This window comes from Pseudomonas sp. RC3H12 (genome assembly GCF_018596375.1).
Classification (GTDB): Bacteria; Pseudomonadota; Gammaproteobacteria; order Pseudomonadales; family Pseudomonadaceae; genus Aquipseudomonas.
In genome coordinates, this window is record NZ_CP075595.1 from 468,149 (window position 1) to 484,793 (window position 16,645).

General features: G+C 64.2%; 17 protein-coding genes. 11 read left to right on the forward strand and 6 right to left on the reverse strand.

All coding sequences use genetic code 11. The features are described from left to right. Positions 1–24: 24 nt before the first annotated feature. The 3 genes from KHO27_RS02130 to KHO27_RS02140 all read right to left on the reverse strand — a co-directional run bounded on the left by KHO27_RS02130 (position 25) and on the right by KHO27_RS02140 (position 6,111). Positions 25–2,436 (reverse strand): glucose/quinate/shikimate family membrane-bound PQQ-dependent dehydrogenase, encoded by a 2,412-nt coding sequence (locus tag KHO27_RS02130; protein ID WP_214501107.1) that lies wholly within the window; start codon positions 2,434–2,436, stop codon positions 25–27. A gap of 31 nt (positions 2,437–2,467) precedes the next feature. Continuing rightward, on the reverse strand, positions 2,468–3,814 hold the full coding sequence (locus tag KHO27_RS02135; RefSeq protein ID WP_214501108.1) for a carbohydrate porin: 1,347 nt from the start codon (positions 3,812–3,814) through the stop codon (positions 2,468–2,470). A 248-nt stretch (positions 3,815–4,062) separates the two neighbouring features. After that, positions 4,063–6,111, reverse strand: a complete 2,049-nt coding sequence (locus KHO27_RS02140) for a TonB-dependent receptor (RefSeq protein WP_214501109.1) — start codon at positions 6,109–6,111, stop codon at positions 4,063–4,065. A 321-nt stretch (positions 6,112–6,432) separates the two neighbouring features. On the opposite strand from KHO27_RS02140, the gene KHO27_RS02145 reads away from it, so the two are divergent. Next, positions 6,433–6,654: a VF530 family protein gene (locus KHO27_RS02145; RefSeq protein WP_102681624.1), complete on the forward strand. Its 222-nt coding sequence runs from the start codon at positions 6,433–6,435 to the stop codon at positions 6,652–6,654. Continuing rightward, positions 6,654–7,280: a Pr6Pr family membrane protein gene (locus KHO27_RS02150; RefSeq protein WP_214501110.1), complete on the forward strand. Its 627-nt coding sequence runs from the start codon at positions 6,654–6,656 to the stop codon at positions 7,278–7,280. The genes KHO27_RS02145 and KHO27_RS02150 overlap by 1 nt, the downstream gene beginning before the upstream one ends. Positions 7,281–7,710: 430 nt before the next feature. Here KHO27_RS02150 and fdxA read toward each other — a convergent pair whose 3' ends face one another. From fdxA to KHO27_RS02165, 3 genes are all read right to left on the reverse strand, one after another. Continuing rightward, positions 7,711–8,034 (reverse strand): ferredoxin FdxA, encoded by a 324-nt coding sequence (gene fdxA / locus KHO27_RS02155; protein WP_023629582.1) that lies wholly within the window; start codon positions 8,032–8,034, stop codon positions 7,711–7,713. 139 nt (positions 8,035–8,173) lie between these two features. Next, positions 8,174–10,747, reverse strand: a complete 2,574-nt coding sequence (mutS, locus tag KHO27_RS02160) for a DNA mismatch repair protein MutS (protein WP_214501111.1) — start codon at positions 10,745–10,747, stop codon at positions 8,174–8,176. Between the two features lie 121 nt (positions 10,748–10,868). After that, positions 10,869–11,072 (reverse strand): hypothetical protein, encoded by a 204-nt coding sequence (locus KHO27_RS02165; protein WP_110697788.1) that lies wholly within the window; start codon positions 11,070–11,072, stop codon positions 10,869–10,871. A 112-nt stretch (positions 11,073–11,184) separates the two neighbouring features. On the opposite strand from KHO27_RS02165, the gene KHO27_RS02170 reads away from it, so the two are divergent. From KHO27_RS02170 to KHO27_RS02210, 9 genes are all read left to right on the forward strand, one after another. Next, complete coding sequence (locus tag KHO27_RS02170; protein WP_082337656.1) at positions 11,185–11,931, forward strand: LexA family transcriptional regulator; 747 nt, start codon at positions 11,185–11,187, stop codon at positions 11,929–11,931. Positions 11,932–12,392: 461 nt separating this feature from the next. Beyond that, on the forward strand, positions 12,393–12,740 hold the full coding sequence (locus KHO27_RS02175) for a phage holin family protein (RefSeq protein WP_110697790.1): 348 nt from the start codon (positions 12,393–12,395) through the stop codon (positions 12,738–12,740). Between the two features lie 25 nt (positions 12,741–12,765). Continuing rightward, entirely contained in the window at positions 12,766–12,954 is a 189-nt protein-coding gene (locus tag KHO27_RS02180; protein WP_110697792.1) for a Com family DNA-binding transcriptional regulator, read from the forward strand. 9 nt (positions 12,955–12,963) lie between these two features. Beyond that, the gene (locus KHO27_RS02185; protein WP_110697794.1) at positions 12,964–13,794 is read left to right on the forward strand and encodes a putidacin L1 family lectin-like bacteriocin; all 831 of its coding nucleotides are present in this window, start codon (positions 12,964–12,966) and stop codon (positions 13,792–13,794) included. Positions 13,795–13,856: 62 nt separating this feature from the next. Further along, positions 13,857–14,354 carry a hypothetical protein gene (locus tag KHO27_RS02190; protein ID WP_110697796.1) on the forward strand — a complete coding sequence of 166 codons (498 nt, stop codon included), beginning with the start codon at positions 13,857–13,859 and terminating at the stop codon, positions 14,352–14,354. After that, on the forward strand, positions 14,351–14,911 hold the full coding sequence (locus KHO27_RS02195; RefSeq protein WP_214501112.1) for a phage baseplate assembly protein V: 561 nt from the start codon (positions 14,351–14,353) through the stop codon (positions 14,909–14,911). The genes KHO27_RS02190 and KHO27_RS02195 overlap by 4 nt, the downstream gene beginning before the upstream one ends. A 92-nt stretch (positions 14,912–15,003) precedes the next feature. Next, the gene (locus KHO27_RS02200; RefSeq protein WP_110738424.1) at positions 15,004–15,336 is read left to right on the forward strand and encodes a hypothetical protein; all 333 of its coding nucleotides are present in this window, start codon (positions 15,004–15,006) and stop codon (positions 15,334–15,336) included. Between the two features lie 103 nt (positions 15,337–15,439). Then, complete coding sequence (locus KHO27_RS02205) at positions 15,440–15,766, forward strand: GPW/gp25 family protein (protein WP_111531757.1); 327 nt, start codon at positions 15,440–15,442, stop codon at positions 15,764–15,766. Further along, complete coding sequence (locus KHO27_RS02210; protein ID WP_111531758.1) at positions 15,763–16,644, forward strand: baseplate assembly protein; 882 nt, start codon at positions 15,763–15,765, stop codon at positions 16,642–16,644. Before KHO27_RS02205 ends, KHO27_RS02210 begins: the two co-directional genes overlap by 4 nt. Position 16,645 lies beyond the last annotated feature (1 nt).

The window sequence follows — 16,645 nt, forward strand, 5'->3', positions numbered from 1 at the left end:
CTTGCCCCGCGACAGGCGTGACGCTTACTCAGCCAATTTGTAAGCGATGATGTAGTCGCCCATTTTCGTGCCCAGCGAGCCATGGCCGCCTGCAGTCACCAGCACGTACTGCTTGCCATCCTTGCCGGTGTAGCTCATTGGCGTGGCCTGGCCGCCTGCCGGCAGGCGAGCCTTCCACAGCTCCTGGCCGTTCTTCACGTCGTAGGCGCGCAGGTACTGGTCCAGGGTGCCGCTGAGGAAGCCGACACCGCCGGCAGTGACGATCGAGCCCCCCATGCTTGGCACGCCCACCGGCATGCCGATCGGTACCGGGGTGCTGTCACGGGTGGTGCCGTTCTTGTGCTTCCACACCACTTTGTTGGTGAACAGGTCGATGGCTGCCACGTAGCCCCAGGCCGGCGCCTGGCACGGAATGCCCAGCGGCGACATGAACGGATGCATGGTCACGGCGTACGGCGCACCGGTGTTCGGCTGCACGCCGCTGGTCTCGCTTTCGCGCTTGCTGCCTTCTGCGACCTGCTCGCGTGGGACCATCTTCGACACGAAAGCCATGTAGTTCGGCGAGGTGAAGAGGATCTGGCGCACCGGGTCGACCGAGACGCTGCCCCAGTTGAACACGCCGACGTTGCCCGGGTAGACCAGGCTGCCCTGCTCGGAGGGCGGGGTGTACTGGCCTTCGTAGCGCAGGCTGCGGAACTGGATGCGGCAGAGCATCTGGTCGAACGGCGTGGCGCCCCACATGGCCTGTTCGGTCAGGTCAGGGCCGAGCAGGTTGAGGTCGGAACGGGCCTGGGTCGGTGCGGTGTGGTCGCCCTTGACCGCGCCTTGGGGGACCGGGATCTCGCGGATCGGCACGATCGGCGTACCGTCGCGGCGGTCGAGCACGTACAGGCTGCCTTGCTTAGTCGGCACGATGACCGCCGGCTTGACGCCGTCGTCGGTCTTCAGGTGCACCAGGGTGGGCTGGCTGCCGACGTCCATGTCCCACAGGTCATGGTGGGTGAACTGGTAGTTCCAGCGCGCCTTGCCGGTGGCCAGGTCCAGGGCGACGATGCCGGCGCTGTACTTTTCGGCGCCGGGGGTGCGGTCGGCACCCCACTGGTCGGGCGTCTGGTTGCCCAGCGGCAGGTAGATCATGCCGAGGTCTTCGTCGACGCTGGCGATCGACCACATGTTGGCCGAGTTGCGGCTGTAGAACTTGCCGTCGGCCAGGGGCTTGGTGTCTTCGGGGTTGTTGCTGTCCCAGTTCCACACCAGATGGCCGTCGTGCACGTCGTAGGCGCGGATTACGCCGGACGGTTCGTTGGTCGATTCGTTGTCGGTCACATGGCCGCCAATGATCACCAGGCTGCGGGTGATCGCGGCCGGCGAGGTTGAGTAGTAGCCACCGGCGGTGAACGGGCCGATGCCACGGGTCAGATCGATCACGCCCTGGTTGGCGAAGCCTTCGCAGACCTTGCCGGTGTCGGCGTTGATAGCGATCAGGCGGGCGTCGGCGGTGGGCAGGTAGAGGCGGCGCGGGCAGGCCTGAGCCACGGCAAGGCCTGCGTCGGTGATCTTCGGCGCGGGGCTGCCATCGCGGCTGACGTAGCTGTTCTCGTCATAGTACGAGACGCCGCGGCAAGTCATGTGGGCGAAGCCCTTGAAGGTGCCGGTGGGGCTCTTGACCTGCGGGTCGTAGCGCCAGATCTCGGCGCCGGTGTCCGGGTCAAGCGCCAGCAGGCGGCTGTGGGCGGTGCAGGCGTAGAGCATGCCGTTGACCTTCAGCGGCGTGTTCTGGTTGGTCAGCTCCACCGGGTCGTTCTCGGTCGGCAGGTCGCCGGTGCGGATGCGCCAGGCCTCTTCCAGGCGGTAGGCGTTCTGCGGGGTGATCTGGCGCAGCGGCGAGTAGCGGTCGCCATGCTCGGTGCGGCCGTAGGCCTGCCATTCACCGTCGGGCATGGCCGGGGCGGCGCTGCCCATTTCGCTGTTGTCGCGGGTGAACTCGCCACGGATCTCGCCCGGGTGGGTGAACTGGCTGGCCAGGGCGGTGGCGCCGGAGGCGACCACGGCGACGCTGAGCAGGGCAGTGTTGACCTTCGATGCAGGGCCCACCAGTGGGCGGCGCGCCCACGGCAGCAGCAGGACCACGCCGATGGCGAACCAGATGGCCAGGCGCGGTACCAACTGCCACCAGTCAAGGCCCACTTCCTGCAGCGCCCAGGCGGTGCTGCCCAGCAGTACCAGGCCATACAGGCCCAGGGCGATGCGACGCTTGGCCAGCAGCAGGATGCCGGACAGGGCGAAGCCGATACCGGCAATCAGGTAGTAAAGCGAGCCGCCCAGCTGGCTCAGCTTGATGCCGCCGGCCAGCAGGGCCAGGCCCATCATCAGCAGCAGCACGCCCATCAGGCGCGGTAGCCAGCGGGTTCCATTCTTGGCACCGTCAGTGCTCATCGTCTGTTCTCCGTAGTGTGAAAGGGTCGGGTTAGAAACTGCTCTGGATCTTCAGGCCGCCGATCAACGCGTCGTCGACCCGCGACACCCCGCCCGGATGGCGGATGTACTGCAGGTTCGGGCGTACGGTGAGCCACTCGGCCAGGTGGATGCCGTAATAGAGTTCGGCGCTGTACTCGGTGTCCTGCACGGGCAGGAAGCCGGGGTTGTCGTAGTTGTCCAGGCTGTTTGCCTGGTTGATGAGGCGGGCGTTCTTGCGGTAGCCGGGGTTGACGTGCACGCGGGCCAGGGCGAAACCGATGTCGTCCTTGGCGCGGGCATCGAACGGCCCTTTGTAAACCACACCTGCCTGCACATAGTTGTCGATGGCATTGGTCTTCTTGTCGTGCACCGTGGCGTTGGCGAACAGGCTCAGGCCGCGCGACTGGTCGGAGGCCAGCGCGGTCACCTGCTGCTGGGCGCCGAGCCACAGACCGTGCTTGCTGGAGCTGCTGCGATAGGCGGCGCCGCTGATGGCGGCCGGCGTACCGTTGCTGTCCTTGAGTACATCCTGTGCCTTGGCATTACTGTAGTAGTAGCCGGCGCGATATTCCCCTTTCAGGCCATTGACCCGTGGGCTCCAGACCAGTTCGATCGGCATCACCGCGCCCTGGGTGCCGCTGCCGCTGAGCTTGAAGCCGTTGCCGCTCTCGAGGTTAGAGGGGTTCTGTTCGAACACCCCAACCTGGGCGTAGAGCGCGTCATTGAGGTTGTAGCGCACGCGCAGGGCCCACTGGCTGACCGGCCAGTTGTACCAGATGCCGCCGGCCCAGTTGCCCACCTGCGAGCCGCAGAACGCCAGGTTCTGGAAGTCGCAGGGGAAGCTGTTGAAGTCCTCGCCTTCGCCGAAGCGGCCGAATTTCACGTCCAGCGCGCCATCGAAGTATTTCTGCTTGATCCACATCTGCGTCAGTCGCCAGGTCTGGCCACGGCCCCAGACTTCCTGGGCCGAGGTGAAGCCGCCGACGCGCGGGTCGTTGATGCGGTCGTTGCTGATGTTGTTGCCGTGGCGTTCGGTGACGGTCAACTGCATCTCGGTGTCGTGCCAGCCGAGGATCTTCTGCAGGTCCATGTTCACGCCGAAGGTGAACTGGTCGCTGTAGCGTGCGGCGCGGTCGTGGCTGTAGCCGCCGTGCAGGTTGCTGCCCATCTCGCCGGTGTAGCCGAGGGTGAAGTCGTAGCCCTTCTCCAGCAGTTCGCTGCGGGTACCGCCCCAGTCGCCGAGCATCCACTTCGAGTCCTTGGCGAACATTTCGCTGGCACTGGTGGCAGGGGACAGGGCACCGAGGAGGGTGGCGAGGGCGAGGCCGGAGTAACGGGTATTGGGCAGCTGGAGCATGAGATAGCGCTATCTTTTGATTGTTGAGGAAACGGCAAGCGCAACGAGGCGTGAAAGCATCGAAGGGAAATGGCTGCGTTTGAGGAACGATGAAGCGATTCAGCTTGCGGCGGGGAGGATATAGGGGAAGTTGTAAGAAAAAAAGACAAAATGTCGCAGGGGATTGTTGCTGATGGCGTAACAGTCACCTGGCCCATCGCGGGGCAAGCCCGCCCCCCAGCGTGGGAGTGGGCTTGCCCGCGATGCCGTCAGAACGAGGTGCGCAAGCCAACCTGCACACTACGCCCCGGCGCCGGCGCGATATCGCGCAGGATCGAGCTGGCATAGCGCACCGTCTGGTCGGTGAGGTTCTCGCCGCGCACGAACGCCAGCCATTCACTCTGGCCGATCTCGAAGCGATACCCCAGGCTTGCGCCAAGGGTGGTGTAGCCGTCGGTGCCGGTTTCGTTGGCCGGTTTGCGCCGTTGCGACGCGGCATGCTGTACATCGACCCGCGCTTGCCAGCGATCCAGTTCCCAGACCAGGCCGCTGTTCAGGCGCAGCGGTGCGATACGCGGCAGCGGCTCGCCGCTGTCGAGGTTCTTGGCCCGGGTGTAGTCGCCGGACAGTTCCAGGGCGAAGCTGCCGTAGCGATTTTCCAGCAACTTCCAGCGGTCCTGGGCCTCGATACCGTAGAAGCGTGCGCGCACACCCTGGTAGGCATACTCGGGGATATCACCGTGATCGTGATCATGGTCGTGGTCATGATCGTCGCCATGGTCGTGATCATGGCCTTCACGCAGGTTGCCGGTGCCAATCAGGCCGATGTAGTTGCGAAAATGGCTATAGAACACACCGACACTGCCCTTGTGGGTGCCGTTGTCGAAGCGCAGGGCCAGATCGCCGGAGATGGCCTTTTCCTTGTTCAGGTTCGGGTCACCGATCTCGTAGGCGCCGGTCGCCACGTGGGCGCCGTTGGCATACAGCTCGTAGAAGGTCGGTGCTCGCTCGGTGTAACCGAGGTTGGCGGCCAGCGACCAGATCGGGTCGAGCTGGTACACCGCGCCCGATGACAGGCTGAAGGCATTGAAGCTGCTGGCGCTGTCGGCTCCGGCAAAGGTTTCGTTGCCCTTGGCATCCGGATCGACCCTGGTGTGTTCCATGCGCGCGCCCAGGCTCAGGTTCAGGCGCTCGCTGGCCTGCCATTGCTCGAGCAGGAACAGCGCCAGGCTGTCGGTGTCGGTGTGCGGGACAAAGGCTTCCTCGCCCAGTGCGGAGAACTCGTTGCGGCTGACCTGGGCACCGATCACGCCCTCGACCGGCCCCAGCGGCTGGTGGCGGGCCTCGATGCGCGCTTCGTAGCCCTTGTTCTTGAAGGTGGTGTGCACGTCACCGCTTTCGATTTCACGGTGCTGGTAGTCGGTGTAGCCGGCATCGACCTTCACCGAGCTGAATGGTCCGTCCAGGTCGCGCAGTTCCGAGGCGAAGCCGTAGTGGTCCTGCTGCATGTCCAGGCGCACGCCGGGCTCGGCTACCGAGCCGTAGTTGCTGTCATAGCGGCTGTAGGACAGGCCGGTATAGCCGTGATCCCAATGATAGGAACCACCGATCGCGCCGCCGTCCTGGCGTCCGTCGCTGTTTTTCAGGCGGTGCTTGCTGCCGGGCTCGTCGGCGTCGCGCACCTTCGAGCTGCGGGCATAGCCGGGGATGCGCAGGTCGTTGAACTGGCGGCTGTTGGCATCCAGGTGCAGGGCGAAGGCGCCGTTGCCGGCCTCCAGTTTGCCCGCACTGCTGCGCGTGGTGTCGGCACCGCCGTAGCGCAGTTCGCCCGCGCCATGGATGCCTTCAATGGGCGAGTCGGGGATGCGGTTGTCGAAGGTGTTGACCACCCCACCGATGGCGTTGCCGCCGTAGAGCAGGGCGGCCGGGCCGCGGACGATCTCGACCCGCTCGACGGTCACCGGGTCCAGCGGCACGGCGTGGTCGTAGGACAGCGACGAGGCGTCCAGGGCACCGACGCCGTTGCGCAGGATACGAATGCGGTCACCGTCCAGGCCGCGGATTACCGGGCGGCTGGCGCCAGGGCCGAACCAGGTGGAGGCGACACCAGGCTGTTTGTTGAGGGTCTCGCCGAGGCTGCCCTGTTGCTGCTGCAGCAGGTTGTCGCCTTCAAGGACGGTGCTCGGGGCAGCCAGTTGGGCGTTGCCCAATGGGTTGGCGGTAATCACCTGGGGTTGCAGTTCCACGGCCTGGCTGGAAGTCGAGGCCAGCCAGAGCGCGACGGCAAGGGGGGAGAGGTGCAGCGGCATGTGACGCATGGGGATGTGGCGTTCCTTGGCAGATTCTTTGTGTTGTTACAATATAACATCACTATTTCAGCACAAGGCTTCCCGTGCTTGCCAGTGGTTTTTGTCCAGTGCTCCGGTCGTGCCGCTTGGGAGCCTCTGAATCGCGGCGGGCAACCATGGCCCATCAGGTTCGGCACGTTGCAACGAATGTAGGAGCGGATTCATCCGCGATGCGCCGCGTGGGCGGCGCTCGATTGTCCGGACGGCGCAGTTTTGTCGACGAACGCATCGCGGATGAATCCGCTCCTACACTCATGTAAGGTGCGCACCTTCCCGAACCTGGAGCACTGCATGAGCACGGCCAACCATAACGCGCTGCACGGCAAGACCCTCGAACAGATCCTCACCGAGCTGGTGGCGCACTATCAGTGGCAGGGTCTGGCCGAACGCGTCGACATCCGCTGCTTCAAGAGCGATCCGACGATCAAGTCGAGCCTGACCTTCCTGCGCAAGACCCCATGGGCACGGGAGAAGGTCGAGCAACTGTACGTGAAGCTGCAGCGCAAAGGCTGATGCCGCGCCGGCCTTGGCTTGCCCTGGCGGCTGTGCTCGGCTGGGCGGGGCTGGCGATCCAGCTGTACCTGGTACTGCTGGCACGTTGGCAGGAGCAGGCCAGCCTGGTCGGCGGGATGGTCAACCTGTTCTGCTATTTCACCGTGCTGAGCAACACGCTGGTGGCCACGGTGCTCAGCCATGCCGCATTCGGCCGCGACTCGCCGGCCAGGCGCTGCTTCCTTTCACCTGTGGTCAGCTCGTGCGTTGCAGCCAGTATCGTGCTGGTGGCGCTGGCCTACAGCCTGTTGCTGCGCCACTTGTGGCAACCCCAGGGCTGGCAATGGCTGGCGGACGAATTGCTGCACGACGTGATGCCGCTGCTGTTCATCCTGTACTGGTGGTTCGAGGTGCCCAAGGGGCGGCTACGGCTCTGGCATCTGGCAGCCTGGGCACTGTACCCGATGCTGTATTTTGCCTTCGTGCTGCTGCGCGGGCATGAGATCGGGGTGTATCCCTACCCGTTCGTCGATGTGGCGCGGCTGGGCTATGGGCAGGTACTGATGAATGCAACAGGGGTGCTGGCAGGGTTCTGGGCGATCGGGCTGGTGCTGCTGGGGCTGGACCATTGGCGAGGACGGCATTGAGGCAGCAGCACCCTCGGCAAAAGTGTTTATTTCGCCACCCTCGTAGTATCGCGTGTAAGCATTCGCTTACTCGTCATGTAAGTGATTGCTGTAGGGATCAGTAAATCAAAGTCGTTTCCAGTGGCGTAATTTTTCCAAGTACTTGAAATATATGTTTTTTATAAATTTCAGAAGATGTTACGCCTGAATCATCCTGAGATATTCGTTGCTTGTCCCAAGGCGGGGAATCGCTAGTATTCGAACTGTGTCTACGGACTGACACAGGCTCTCACGGATGATGGCCAAGGACATCGCGGGATGCGATTCATCAGGACGATGATTGGGACATACAGGGACTACGGAAAAAATGTGGGCGGGTCAAACCGCCCCTTTTTTTGTCTGCTGAAAATGAAAAAAGGCCCTCGCGGGCCTTTTTCGTACCTGGGCGCTGTCAGCGCTCCAGATCGGCAATCTTGCCAGGCTTGCCATCCCACTCTTCGGCGTCCGCCAGGGCGTCTTTCTTCTCGGTGATGTTCGGCCAGATCTCGGCCAGCTCGGCGTTCAGCTCGATGAAGTTCTCCATGCCGGACGGCACTTCGTCTTCCGAGAAAATCGCCTGGGCCGGGCACTCAGGCTCGCACAGCGCACAGTCGATGCATTCGTCCGGGTGAATCACCAGGAAGTTCGGGCCTTCGTAGAAGCAGTCCACCGGACAGACTTCCACGCAGTCGGTGTACTTGCATTTGATGCAGTTGTCGGTGACGACGAAGGTCATTTCTAATTCTCTCCTCAGGCGACGGCAGCTTGCCCTTCCTTCCAGGGCAGCGCGGTTCACGGTGCTGGCTGCAGACCAGGCTAATAACCTGCAGCCTTCGCAAACCGCGCCGGATTCTACCAGCTTGCGCGGTGGGCCGTTATAACAGGTTTTTCAGTTGATATAGCATTTCGATAGCTTGGCGCGGCGTCATGTCGTCCAGCTCCAGCTTGCCCAGCTTCTCGATGGCCGGGTGTGGCAGGCTGGCGAACAGGTCGCTCTGGTGCGGCACGTGGGGCGTATTGTCGCGCGGCGTTGCAATCGGCGCTTCGTGGGGCAGGCTGGTGGTCTCCAGCCTGCCCAGATGTTCGCGGGCACGCTGGATCACCGCCGCCGGCACGCCCGCCAGTTGCGCCACGGCCAGGCCGTAGCTCTGGCTCGCGGGGCCTGGCAGCACATGGTGCAGGAACACGATACGTTCATTGTGCTCGGTGGCATTCAGGTGCACGTTGGCCACCAGCGGCTCGCTGTCCGGCAACACGGTCAGTTCGAAGTAGTGGGTGGCGAACAATGTGTAGGCGCGCAACTGGGCCAGGCGCTCGGCGGCGGCCCAGGCCAGCGACAGGCCGTCGAAGGTGCTGGTGCCGCGGCCGACTTCGTCCATCAGCACCAGGCTGCGGTCGGTGGCGTTGTGCAGGATGTTGGCGGTTTCGCTCATCTCGACCATGAAGGTCGAGCGCCCGCCGGCCAGGTCGTCGCTGGAGCCGATACGGGTGAAGATACGGTCCACCGGCGACAGCTCGCAGGTGGCTGCCGGGACGAAGCTGCCGATGTGCGCCAGCAGCACGATCAGCGCGGTCTGGCGCATGTAGGTGGACTTACCGCCCATGTTCGGGCCGGTGATGATCAGCATGCGCGTGCTGTCGTCCAGGCTCAGGTCGTTGGCCACGAACGGCGTGGTCAGCACCTGCTCGACCACCGGGTGGCGGCCCTGCTCGATGCGCAGGCACGGCTCATCGACGAAGCTTGGGCAGTTCAGGTCGAGGCTCAGGGCGCGTTCGCCCAGGTTGCTCAGCACATCCAGTTCGGCCAGCGCCGCGGCGCTGTCCTGCAGTGGCGCCAGGTGCCCGATCAGGGTTTCGAGCAAGGCATCGTAGAGCATCTTCTCGCGGGCCAGGGCACGGCTCTTGGCCGACAGCGCCTTGTCCTCGAACGTTTTCAGCTCGGGGGTGATGAAACGTTCGGCGCCCTTGAGCGTCTGCCGACGGATGTAGTCGGCGGGTGCCTGCTCGGCCTGCTTGGTCGGCAGCTCGATGAAATAGCCATGCACGCGGTTATAGCCGACCTTGAGGTTGGCCAGGCCCGTGCGGGCCTTCTCGCGGGCTTCCAGGTCGATGAGGAACTGGCCGGCGTTCTCGCTGATCGACAGCAGTTCGTCCAGTTCGCTGTCGTAGCCGGTCTTGAGCACGCCACCGTCGCGGATCACCGCCGGCGGGTTGTCGATGATCGCCCGCTCCAGCAGGCCGGCCAGTTCCGGGTAGGTGCCGGTGATCGCGGCCAGGCGCGCCAGGTGCGGCGCCTCCAGCTCGGCCATGGCGTTCTGCAGCTCGGGCAGGGCGCCGAGGGCGTCGCGCAGGCGTGCCAGGTCACGCGGACGGGCGTTGCGCAGGCCGATACGCGCAAGGATCCGCTCGATGTCGCCGATTTCCTTGAGCTGCGGCTGCAGCTTTTCGAAGCGGTAGCCGTCGAGTAGGCAGCGGATCGAGTCCTGGCGCGCCTTGAGCACCTTCAGGTCGCGCAACGGACGGTTCAGCCAACGGGTCAGCAGGCGACTGGCCATGGCTGTCTGGCAGCGGTCGATCACCGATTGCAGGGTGTTGTCGCGACCACCGGCCAGGTTGATGTCCAGCTCCAGGTTGCGGCGGCTGGCGGCATCGAGGATGACGGTATCGTCAAGGCGCTCGTGGCGCAGGCTGCGCAGGTGGGGCAGGGCGGTGCGTTGGGTTTCCTTGGCATAGCTCAGCAGGCAGCCGGCGGCGCCGATGGCCAGGGTCAGCTTGTCGCAGCCAAAGCCCTTGAGGTCCTGGGTGGCGAACTGCTGGCAAAGGCTCTTGCGTGCCGAATCACGGTCGAAGTCCCATGGAGCGCGGCGCCGTGCGCCACGGCGCTTTTCGGCCGGCAGGCCCTGCGGCCAGTCGTCTGGGATCAGCAACTCCACCGGGTTGATGCGCTCGAGCTCGGCCAGCAGGTTCTCCCAGCCCTTGATCTCCTGCACGGTGAAATTGCCGCTGGTGATGTCCAGTACCGCCAGGCCGAACAGCCGCTCATCGCCGAGCAAGGCGGCAATCAGGTTGTCGCGACGCTCGTCGAGCAGCGCCTCATCGCTGATCGTGCCCGGGGTGATGATGCGCACCACCTGGCGCTCCACCGGGCCCTTGCTGGTAGCCGGGTCGCCGATCTGCTCGCAGATCACCACCGACTCGCCGAGCTTGACCAGCTTGGCCAGGTAGCCTTCGAGCGAGTGGAACGGAATCCCGCACATGGGAATCGACTGGCCCGCCGACTGCCCGCGGGCGGTCAGGGTGATATCCAGCAGTTTCGCGGCTTTCTTCGCATCTTCGTAGAAGATCTCGTAGAAGTCGCCCATGCGGTAGAACATCAGCTGGTCCGGGTGCTGGTTTTTCAGCTTCCAGTACTGCTGCATCATCGGGGTGTGTGCGGAGAGATCAGACATTCAGGGCCTTACAGCGGGTGGTCTGGTGGCAAATTTCGAAACCGTCAATGGTACAGGCTTTTTTCGGTGGGCGCAGGTTGGATGGGTGGGGCAAATCTGCGCGGGCTGTCAGGCGTTGGCCTCAGCCCGGGTGGCCAAAGAACTGGTTGAGGAGGATCAGTTCCATGATCACCACCAGCACGCAGAACATCACAAAGCCTCGGCTAAAGACCCGTCGTGGCCGTTCAAAGGACGGCCAATCCTGGATGTTCAGGGCTCCCATCAACGCAATGATCAGCCCGACAAGCAGGTAGGTGGGCCAGCGGCGTCGCGGCGAAAGGTCCATGCCGTTTTCCGATCCATGGTGAGAAATCGCGACGATAGCGATGGCCCGGGGGAGGGGCAACCTTTGTTTTCCGCTTGCCTGGCCATTGCATTTGCGCTGTTACGGTTGCATTATGCGCATTATGCAAAAACGCAACGTAGCCTCCGTACTCAGAGAACTGCTCGCCCGCCACGGCCTGTCCCCCACAGAGCTGCATCGGCGCACGGGTGTACCTCAATCTACCCTGTCGCGGATTCTCAGCGAGAAGATCGTCGATCCTTCGGACAAGCACGTCTCGAAGATCGCCGAGTACTTCGGCGTGAGCACCGACCAGTTGCGCGGCCGTGTCGAATTGGGCGAGTCCCGTGACGCGGCCCCGCTCGCCCAGGGCCACGCGGCCCTGAGCGATATCAGCCTGTGGGACGATGAAACCCCCGTCGAGGACGACGAGGTATCCGTTCCTTTTCTTCGTGAGGTCGAGTTGGCAGCAGGATCAGGAAGATTCGTCATCGAGGAAAGCGAGAACGCTCGCTTGCGCTTCGGCAAACGCAGCCTGCGTCACAATGGCGTGCAGTTCGACAACGCCAAGTGCGTGACGGTGCGTGGCAACAGCATGCTGCCGGTATTGCGCGATGGCGCCACGGTCGGGGTCAACACCGGTAAAAGCACCATCGGCGATATCATCGACGGTGACCTTTATGCCATCAACCACAATGGCCAGCTGCGGGTGAAACAGGTGTACCGCCTGCCTACCGGCATTCGCCTGCGCAGCTTCAACCGTGACGAGCACCCCGACGAGGACTACAGCTTCCAGCAGATGCAGGAAGAACAGATCAGCCTCCTCGGTCACGTTTTCTGGTGGGGCATGTACGCCCGTTGATCCCCAGCCCTCGATAAAAACCCGCCTTGGCGGGTTTTTTTTCGCCTTCAGAAACCCCCTACACCCACGTCAGATCAGGCCTCCATGCATAAGAGCAAAGGCTGATGCATAAAAATTTGAATTTGTGCATTGACTGCATATGCATGAATGCATAAAATGTATCCCAAGCCGGACGAAACCGGTTGAGAAGCAGGCAGCGATGAACAGGCCTCGACTGTTCAGAGGGTTGGCAACTGGCCCGGGTGTGCAGCGTAAAGCACCACGATCAGTTATCCGGCGGGCAGGCGGCCGCGGTCGGAGTCACCAATTTGAAGCGCAACCGCACGGCGTCACCAGTCGTGGCCGGCGGTTACACCGCGCATTACTGAAAAGCCTGCAAGGCGGGCTTTTTGGAATGCCGAGTCAAGCCAATCACGATCCGCCGGTCTGTCGCTGGCGGGCAACACGCAGGAGACAGGAACGTGACGAACGAGCAACAGACGTTGCTGGAGATGCCGCTCTGGCTGGTGATCCTCCTGGCATTGCTGGGCGGACTTTCCGGCGAGATGTGGCGCGCCGACAAGGCCGGCGCCCGTGGCTGGGGGCTGCTCAGGCGGCTGGCGCTGCGCTCCGGGGCCTGCATGGTCTGCGGGGTGTCGACGGTCATGCTGCTGTACGCCAGCGGCATGTCGATCTGGAGTGCCAGCGCCTTTGGCTGCCTTACCGCCATGGCCGGCGCTGACGTGGCCATCGGCCTTTATGAGCGCTGGGCCGCGCGGCGGCTGGGTTTGGGCGAGCAGTCCACAGTGGCGCACCAGGACGAAGAATGAACGTGGCAACAAGGAAGAGAGGCGGATGTTCAACGAATTTCGCTGCGGTAAATGCAACCGCTTGCTGGCCCGCATCGGCGGGTCGGCGTTGGTCCAGATCAAGTGTTCGCGGTGCGCGACCTTGAACCACATGAAGGCCACGGGCCTCGACAACGTGCCGACGAGCGATCAGGACGGGCCGCAGAGCCCGGCTCCCCTTCAATCGATTCAGTAGGAGAAACACATGGCAGGTCGTACCCGCATTCCTTTCAACGGCGTCGGCACTTCGGTGCTGCCCGCTTACCAGACCCTGTCGGCGGGCCAGTACCTGCTGTCGCCCAACCAGCGCTTCAAGCTGCTGCTGCAGGGCGATGGCAACCTGGTGATCCAGGACAACGGCGCCACCGTCTGGGTCGCCAATGAACAGCAACCTTTCAGCTCGACCATCCCCTTGCGCAACAAGAAGGCCCCGCTGGCCTTCTACGTGCAGTACGGCGCCTTCCTAGACGACTACTCGCGGCGCCGGGTTTGGCTGACCGACAACAGCACTTTCACCAGCAAAGACCAGTGGAATCGCACCCACCTGGTACTGCAGGACGACGGCAACATCGTGCTGGTCGACTCCCTGGCGCTGTGGAACGGCACATCGGCTATCCCGCTGGTGCCTGGCGCGGTGGACTCGCTGCTGCTGGCGCCTGGCTCCGAGCTGGTTCAGGGCGTGGTGTATGGCGCGGGCACCAGCAAGCTGGTGTTCCAGGGCGACGGCAATCTCGTGGCCTATGGCCCGAACGGCGCGCCCACCTGGAACGCCGGCACTCAAGGCAAGGGCGCCGTGCGCGCAGTGTTCCAGGGTGACGGCAACCTGGTGATCTACGGCACTGGCAACGCGGTGCTGTGGCATTCGCACACCGGCGGCCATGCCAGCGCGGTGCTGCGCCTGCAGGCCAACGGCAGCATCGCCATCCTCGACGAGAAACCGGTGTGGGCGCGCTTCGGCTTCCAGCCGACCTATCGCCATATCCGCAAGATCAACCCTGACCAGAAGCCGATCGACATCTGGACCTGGCACTTCTGAGTCGGGCGCCGGGCCTTTGCGGGCCCGGCCTTAGCCGAACCGAGCGTTCAAGGAGCACACGCATGAGCGAACTGGCCCAGTTGTACGTGGCCGTCACCTCCACCCTGCGGGCGGCGTTGCCGGCCTTCGCCACAGTCGCCACGGAGGGCGACGACATTACCGAGCCGGCACTGCCGGCCTTGGTCCATGGTGTGTTGCGTATGCGTGGCGACGAGGCGCTGCGTGATGGTCGCTCATTGCTGATGACGACCTTCGAGGCCCGCGTCACCGCCCAGGGCACCCCCGCGCAGGCACGGACGCAGGCCGGTGTGCTGGCGGCGCAGCTGATCGATGTGCTGCGCCAGCAATCCTGGGGGCTCGATTACGTCGAGGGCGCACGGGACATCCTCGCCGAAGCCGAGGGCACCACCTGGCGGGTGCAATGGGATCAACCTGTCCTGTTAGGCACTGTCCAGTGGCCTTGGCCCGACCAGCCGGCGGGCAGCCTGATGCTGGGCTTTGCCCCGGACACCGGGCCCGGCAACCAGGACAAGTACCTGTCACCGGAGGACCTGGCATGAGCTACGCCAGCGCCATGCACGATCGCATGCTGGCCAGCCTGGTGATCCCCTGTCGGGTGGTCGCGGTCGACCTGGCCGCCGTCCGGGTGCGGGTGTCCGACGACGGCGGCTGGACCAGCGCCTGGGTGCGCTGGCATGCCCAGGCTGCCGGCAAGGCCCGCCACTGGCGGGTACCGAGCCTGGACGAGCAGGGCGTGCTGATCAGCCCCAGCGGCGAACCGGCACTGGGCACCTTCGTCCCGGGGTTATACGGCAATGCCGGCACGGCGCCGGACAACCGCGACCATGTCGAGGTCTGGCGCTTCGACGACGGTGGCTCGCTGGCTTACGACTGGCAGGCCAAACGCTATGACATCCAGCTGCCCAGCGGCCAGGCCACGGTCAAGGTCGGCGCCAGCACCCTGGTGGTCAGCGACAACCTCATCACCCTCGAAGCCGCGTCGATCACCCTCTCCGGCAACGTCTCCATCAACGGCCCGCTGACGGTCAGCGGCGATATCAATGGCGGTAGCCGGATCATCGATACGGCCGGCAACACCGCCAATCACAAGCACTGAACAAAGGCCTGGAGCCCAGCAAGATCGCCATTGAGCGACATGAACGCGGCGTCTGCCGCGCCCCATCATTTCGACTCAAAAGGTAAAGCAACATGGAAGCAGTAAAAGTCGGCAAGCATTTCTTCAACGCCCACCCAACCGCCGTCAGCCAGGTCTTCAGCGCCGCGGACAACAAGGATGGCGTGTACCTGCGCACCGCCACGCTGTGCACCGGTGGCGGCATCCTCAACCTGTACACCGGCCCGAAGGCGCCGGCCTACATCGGCGACATGAGCGTCCACGCCATCATGGGCGGGATCAATGGCGGCATCGATTCGCAGTACACCCTGCCTTATCCGCTGTTCATCCCGGCAGGCTACGGCCTGTGGACCGTCGCCAACAATGCCACGGCGGCCATCGCCCTGACGTACGACTTCGTGTCCTGAAGCGGCTGCCCGGCCTGGCCGGGCAACCCATTCCTTTCTGCCAGGTGATAACCATGCGCTATCCGAACAGGCTACCTGGAGCCTCAATCCCAGGAGGTGCCCCATGATCGGCATGGACCGCCGCACCGGCCAGCCCCTGTCGGGCGTGACCCACCTGCGTCAATCCATCGAAGACATCCTCACCACGCCGCTGGGCAGCCGGCGCATGCGCCCGGAGTACGGCAGCCAGCTGCGCCGCTACGTCGACCTGCCGGTCAACGAAGGCTGGAAGAGTGCGGTGCAGGCCGAGGTGGCCAGGGCCCTGGGGCGTTGGGAACCGCGGCTGAAGCTGGAGCGGGTCAAGGTCGTCGCCGTACTTGATGGCCAGGTCAGTCTGGCCTTGAGCGGTCGTTACCTAGGGGATGACGCCCTGGTGGAGGTGACCGTATGAGCCAAGTCGACCTGTCGAAACTACCCGCGCCGCAACTGCTCGAAGACCTTGATTTCGAGGTGCTCTACCAGGAAGACCTGACTAGCTTCCGCACCCAGATGGGTGAAGGCTGGACCGCCAGCCTGGAAAGCGACCCGGTGACCAAGCTGCTCGAAGTGGGCGCCTACCGCAAGCTGCTCAACCGAGCGCGCATCAACGACGCGGCCAAGGCGCTGCTGCTGGCCTACGCCCAAGGCAGCGACCTCGACCAACTGGCGGCCAACGTCAACCTGCAGCGCCTGGTGATCCAGGTCGCGAACCCGAGCACGATCCCTCCGACCGAGGCCATGCTCGAATCCGACGACGCCCTGCGCGAACGGGTGCAGCTGGTCTACGAAGGCCTGACCACCGCCGGCCCGCGCAACAGCTACATCCTGCATGCCCGCAACGCTTCGGGGCGCGTCGCCGACGCGACCGCCGAAAGCCCGTCGCCGGCCGTGGTGGACGTCACCGTGCTGAGCCTGGACAACGATGGCGTGGCCAGCCCCGAGCTGCTGGCCCAGGTCAAGGCCTACCTCAACGACGACGATATCCGCCCGGTCGCCGACCGGGTCAACGTGCGCAGCGCCGAGGTGTTGCCGTACCGCGTCGAGGCGGTGCTGCACATGGCCGACAACGGCCCGGAGTTCGAGGCGATCCTCACCGAGTGTCGGCGCCGTCTCCAGGCTTGGGTCAACCCGCGCCGACGCCTGGGCGTCGAGGTCGCCCGTTCGGGGATCGACGCGCAACTGCATATCGACGGCGTGAGCCGCGTCGAGCTGGTCGGTTGGAGCGATATCCGCCCGAGCAAGGCCCAGGCCGCCTGGTGTACGGAAATCGAACTGCGGCGGGGTGGCTGAC